This is a genomic window from Sandaracinobacteroides sp., assembly GCF_057137845.1.
The window spans coordinates 1-6,030 of the sequence record NZ_DBNHFX010000028.1 but is presented as its reverse complement, the minus strand read 5'-3'; the positions used below and the strand labels follow the sequence as shown (position 1 = coordinate 6,030).

Genomic DNA, 6,030 nt, shown 5'->3' with positions numbered 1-6,030 from the left:
CGCCGCGCGCGATCACGCCCAGCCTTTCGCCCAGCAGCAGGCCGGCGTTTCGGGTTGCGGTCGTCAGCGCGTCGACAGGCGCCATGCCGAACCGCACCATGCCGCGCAGGTTCATGTGCAGGCTGGTGGCCAGCAGGTCGAGCGGCGCATCGGTTCCGGAAACCACCAGCCCGCCGCGCGCGATCAGCCGCCGCAGATGCGCGACGTTGCGTTCCAGCACACCGAGTTGCGCCTTGAACCCGGCCTCGTCGGTGCTGCGCATCAGCGCGGCAAGGCGTTTGCGCTCCCATGGGGGCAGCAGCGTCTGGATGCGGATGTCGTCGGCCAGCGCCGGGTCGTCGCGATAGAGCGCCGACGCCTGAAACAAGGTCGGTACATGCGCGGCACCCGTTGCCGCCAGCACTTCCGCGACGTCGGCATAGGCGGCCCCGGTCAGCGACACCGACCGCGCATAGCCAAGCCGGTTCGTCGCGCCCATATGTTCAAGCGCGTCGATCCCCAGGAACATCGCCGGATAGAGGTAATGCGATGTCGCGGTGATGCCGTGGCGGTGCGCCCAGCCGGTTACCTGGTGCAGCTTTTCGGCGGGCAGGCGGACGTAGCATTTCATCTGATCGTAAGAGAGGGCTTCGGCACGTTCCAGTTCAAGCGCCATCTGGCCGCTGCCGGTGACGGGGCGCATCATGTGATAGAATATGCGCGAACCGTCGATCGCTTCGCCCGTCGTGAACACGCGCGGGCCGACGCGGCGGCCGCTGGCGATGCCCTCGCGATATTCGATCATGTGCGTTGCCGGGCCGGCCAGCGAACGCACCGATGTGATCCCCATGGCAAGCCAGAGGCGTCCCTCGCGGTCGCCGAAGCCGTAGCCCTGCATCTGTGTGTGCACATGCCCGTCGACGAGGCCCGGCATCGCCGTCAGCCCCGATGCGTCGATGAATTCGGCATCCGCCGGTGGTGGGCCGGATGCAGGGGCAACCCCGGTGATCGCGCCGCCTGCGATCCGGATGTCGGTCGGGCCGGATAGGGTGCGCGAAACACCATCCCACATGCGGCCGGCGCGGAGGACGACCGGTCTTGCCGCTTTCGGCACGGCCCAGCTTATGCCGGTGCCGATGCTGGCGGGCGTGCCGCCCGAAACCGGCAGAGTGCGCAGCCTTCCGGCCGACAGATAGGCGATTCCTCCGCCGCCCGCCGTGAAGCGCGGACAGTCGGTCGGCTCGTCGTTCAGGAAGTGCAAGGCGCCGGTCGGCGTGCCGTTTGCCGCCACCGGCCAGAGCGCCAGCCGCGATTCGACGATCGCCGCCATGTGCCGCCCATCCGGAGACCAGTGCGGGCCATCGTCGCCACGCGTGGTGATCTGGTGCCCATCCGGCACCGGCTGATAGCGCGCGCGGCCGCTGGCGACATCGATCAGCAGGATCTGGTTCGCGCCTTCGCGAAACCGGGCCGACGACGGCACCAGCGCCGCCAGCGCAATGGTGGCCGCGTCGGCGCTAAAGCATGGTTTGCCGGGCGCGAACAGCGGCGGGTGCAGTTTGCGGGTGGCGCCCGTTGCCACATCGCAGAGGAACAGGCCGCCCAAATGATCGATGAAGGCGATGCGGCCACCATCAGGCGACCATGCAGGCCCGGCAACTGCGCCGTCGTGGCGGGTCAGTTGGCGCAGTCCGCCGTTTTCGGCGCGCAGCCAGATATCCGGGTTGCCTGCCCGGTCGCTGACGAAGGCCAATGTTCGCCCGTCGGGCGCGAAGGCGGGGTCGGTTACGCAGTAGCCGTCCTCGACCAGCGGGCGGGCGGGTTCGCGGCCGTGCATGATCCACAATGCATTGAGCGCGCGAAAGGCGAACTGCGAACCATCCGGCGAAGGCGCGAGTGACGCCAGCCCGATTGCCGGCACGGGCTGTGCGGGGGCAAGTTGCTTCTGCTGTGGGGCGGCAACCCTGCGGGACAGCGGCAACATGGCTTCGAACGGCACTTCGGCCGTGCCGGCGGCGGTGCGGCGGCGGATGCTGCCGTTTGCCGTGTAGAGCATGTCACCGTTGGCGAACCAGCGCGGGCGGAAGGGGAAGATGTCCTCGCCCTCGACCAGCGGCGTGCCGCTGCTTTGGCGAAGGCGAGCTTCGGCGTGGGCGACTTCCACCCAGACCAGCGATTTGCCATCCGGCGCAAAGGCGGGTGCTGCGACCAGGTTCTTCACCAGCGGCCCGCTGCCGGGGCCAAGCGTCGCCACTTCGCGCGTTGCACCGTCTGCACCAGACACGATGATGCGTCGTCCGTCGGTGGCGCAGACCAGCTCGCGCCCATCCGCCGACCAGGCGGGTTGGGCGGCTTCGCCGGGGATGTCGGCCCATGGTTCGCTGGCAAGGGTTTCGAGGTTCAGGATATGCACACGGCAACGGCCACCCCGGCCGCCAACGGGCCGGTCCGACACATAGGCGACGCGCTGCCCATCCGGAGAGACTGCCGGTTCGCGGCTGTCGTTCGGGCCGCTGGTCAACTGCCGCAGCGCGCCCGTTCCGGCATCGGCATGCCAGAGCTGGAAATTGTCGCCGGTGTAGGCCTGAAACACGAGGCCCGATGAATCCGGCAGCCAGTCGGGCTGGCTGGCGTCGAGCATGGGCGGCGTCAGCGGCCGGGCTTTGCCGCCATTTACCGGCAGCAGCCAGATCATACCCGCCAGATCCATTGCGATCCGGCGCCCGTCGGGCGAGGGGGTGGCGGCGAAGTTGGTGCCTTGCCTTACCGCGATTTCGCGGCGCGCGGTGGCCGGCGGCAGTGCAGGGCGGGCGGCTGCATCGGCACTGTTCAGCAGCGCGACGCCGCCAAGTCCTGCTGCCAATGCTTCACGGCGGTCGATTGGCGTTGCCACGGTGCGTCCCTCCTTCGTCGGGGTAACGAAAGCCCGGTCAGTTGCCCGCGGCCGCCATCTTTCCTGTATCCAGAAAGCGTTCGATCGCAGCTTCGTGCGGCGCAAGGTCGAGGCCGCGCGCCGCGATCCACCGGTCGTCGAAGTAGGACGAGCGATAGCGTTCGCCGCCATCGCACAGGATGGTGACGATCGATCCGCAGACCCCTGCTTCGGCCATTTCGCTGGCGAGGATCGCGCTTGCCCAGACGTTGGTGCCCGTCGATCCGCCACACAGCTTGTCGATCCGCCGCGAGATCACCCGTGCGGTGGCGATCGACTGGCAGTCGGACACGGTGATCATGCGATCGACGACGCCCGGCATGAAACTCGGCTCGACGAAGGGGCGGCCGATGCCCTCGATAAGGCTGGTCTCCCCCTCGTGCGAGCGGATCTCGCGGTTATGCCAGTGGCGGTGAAAGACTGAGGCTTCCGGGTCGGGGACGCAGATTTGCGTGGCGTGGCGGTGGTAGCGGGCAAAGCGCCCGATCGTGGCGGAGGTGCCGCCCGTTCCCGCGCCGCAGACCACCCAGTCGGGCACGGGGTGCGGTTCGCGGGCCATCTGCGCGAAGATCGATTCCGCGATATTGTTGTTGCCACGCCAGTCGGTCGCCCGTTCGGCATAGGTGAACTGGTCCATGTAGTGGCCGCCGGATTCCCGTGCGAGGTCGCGGGCGGCGCCATAGATCTGCCGGGGGTCGTCGACCGGATGGGTGCTGCCGCCGTAGCTTTCGATGGCGGCGATTTTTTCCGGCGCAGTGTTTCTGGGCAGCACGGCGATGAACGGCAGGCCCAGCATGCGGGCGAAATAGGCTTCGGATACCGCCGTCGAGCCGCTGGACGCCTCGATCACCGGGCGGCCGGGCTGCAGCCAGCCGTTGCACAGGGCATAGAGGAACAGCGACCTTGCCAGCCGGTGCTTCAGGCTGCCCGTCGGGTGGCTGGATTCGTCTTTCAGATAGAGCGCGATTCCCGGCAGCGACGGGATCGGCACCGGCAGCAGGTGCGTGTCGGCCGAGCGGGTGAAGTCAGCCTCGATCCGGCTGATCGCCCAGTTCAGCCATTGCCGGCTGCACGGTGTTTCGTTGTCGCTGGCGGTCATCCGCTGCTCCTTTCTTCGCGCGGGCGGGAGGGGCGCCTGTGGGCGGCGCCCCTCCCGGCTCGGGTTCAGAAGCGGACGGTTGCCCGAACTTCCAGCGTGCGCGGCTCGATGATAGACGCACTTTTGGTACCGCTGAAGAACGGATTGTTGACGAGATAGGTTTTCGCGCGGACATCGCCGATGTTGCGGCCGACGAGCGCGAAGGTGATGTGGTCGCCCGGAATCGTCACTTCGAGGCTGCTGTCGATCGTGGCATAGGCTTTCTGCAGCCCGATCGGATCGAGGTCAGGCGCGACATAGGCCGAGCTGCGGATGTTGGTTCCGGCGTTGAAGCGCAGACCCCAGTCGTTCGCAAGCTGCTGTTCGAAGCTGGCGTTCAGGTTGGCGCTGAACTTCGGCGCATCCATTAGCGGCCGCCCCGACAGATCCTGCACACAAGGCCCCGGCTTGCCGGCCGCCGTCCATGCGGCCGACTGGCTGGTGGTGCAGGCGGCGTTGGAGTAATCATCGTAGCGCGCGTCCATGTAGGTGACTGCGCCCGACAGCGTCAGCGGCGGCACCGGGCGCCAGCGGGTTTCCAGTTCCACGCCACGGGTGCTGGCGCGCGCGGCGTTGGTGGTGACGAAATAGGTGCCGTTGAAGGCCTGCGATTGCAGGTTGTTGAAGCGCGAATAGAAGCCGGTCAGGTTGATGTTGACCTGGCGGTTCGGGCTCCACTTCACGCCGGCTTCCCAGGCCGAGACATCTTCGCTTTCATAGGGTTGGGCGGTGCCGAGGCCGTCGGATGCGTCGAAGCCGCCGCTCTTGAACCCGCGCGCGAATTTCGCATAGGCCATCAGGCCGTTTTCCGGCTTGTATTGCAGGGTGACGGCCGGGGTGAACTGGCGCTCCTTCATTTCCTGCTGCAGCGCGAAGTTCTGGACAGCGAAGATCGCCTTCGTCCGCGCCAGGATCGACGGGTCGGTTTCCAACTGGCCAGTCGCGTAGTTGAGGACGGCGGCGCTGCGATCGGCCTTCTTGTTTTCGGCGACATAGCGGGCGCCGCCGATGAGGCGCAGGCTTGGGACCAGTTCATACCCGAGTTCGCCGAACGCGCTGTAGGTGTCGGCATGCTGGTCGAAGTGACGGGTCGTGTTTACGTTGAACAGTCCCATCGCCGCCGCCGTGATCGAGTAGAACGGGCTGCTGATGTAGTGCTGCTTCTGGAAGAATACGCCAGCGGTATAGGTCAGCGGTTCATCCGAGGCCGAGCTGAAGCGGAACTCCTGGCTGAACTGGTTGAACTTTTCATGGTTGTCATACTGGATCAGCTTGACCGGCGTGAAATCCGAGTCTTCGCGTTGTGAATCCAGCTTGTAGGTGGAGTAGCCGGTATCCGAGGTAAGCGTGCCGCTGCCCAGCGGTACGTTCACATGCAGCGCAAGGTTGTGCGCACGGATCTGGTTCACGTCGGAGTTAGGTGCGCCGACGCTGTTCTGCAGGTTCAGCTTGCTCTCGAACTGCGGGTCGATGCTGGTGAACAGCGCGCCGCGACCGCCATCGGCGATGATCTGGAACAGGCTGCCGACACGACGGTTTTCCGAATATTCATATTTGGCGTTCACGTCGATGTCGCCGGGCTGCCAGGCCAGCGACGCCCGCGCGAGCGTGTTGCGCTTGCTGGGCTCGTGGTCCTTCTTCAGCGTATTATACAGGATGCCGCGCGACCGTTCATCGCGGTGGAGGGCGATCCGCAACTGAAGGTTGTCGGCCAGCGGCTGGTTGCCGACCGCCGAGATATTGTAGCCACGGAAGCGGGTTTCATAGCCGCCCCAGACCACCAGGCTCTGGTCCTTGGTCGGGCGGGCGGTGATGATGCTGACGGCGCCGGCAATGGTGTTCTTGCCGAACAGAATGCTCTGCGGGCCTTTCAGCACTTCGATGCGCTCGACGTCGAAGAAGGGCGACGAAAACTGCGCCGCGCGACCGGCGTAGATGTTGTCGATGAACATCCCGACCGACTGTTCGAAACCGCGGTTGG

Annotated in this window: 3 protein-coding genes; all 3 read right to left on the bottom strand. The window is 66.3% G+C overall.

Features of this window, described 5'->3' with window-relative positions; genetic code table 11:
• A partial coding sequence (locus tag AC16JP_RS01205; protein WP_484338777.1) for an amidohydrolase family protein occupies nucleotides 1–2,872 on the bottom strand: 2,872 nt, incomplete at its 3' end.
• 37 nt (nucleotides 2,873–2,909) lie between these two features.
• The gene (locus AC16JP_RS01200; protein ID WP_484338776.1) at nucleotides 2,910–4,010 is read right to left on the bottom strand and encodes a PLP-dependent cysteine synthase family protein; all 1,101 of its coding nucleotides are present in this window, start codon (nucleotides 4,008–4,010) and stop codon (nucleotides 2,910–2,912) included.
• A 65-nt stretch (nucleotides 4,011–4,075) separates the two neighbouring features.
• The coding region (locus tag AC16JP_RS01195) for a TonB-dependent receptor (protein WP_484338775.1) at nucleotides 4,076–6,030 on the bottom strand (1,955 nt) is incomplete at its 5' end.

Coding starts and splice junctions, on each gene's coding strand:
- AC16JP_RS01200 (WP_484338776.1), bottom strand. CDS start 4,010: ATGACCGCCAGCGACAACGAAACACCGTGCAGCCGGCAATGGCTGAAC.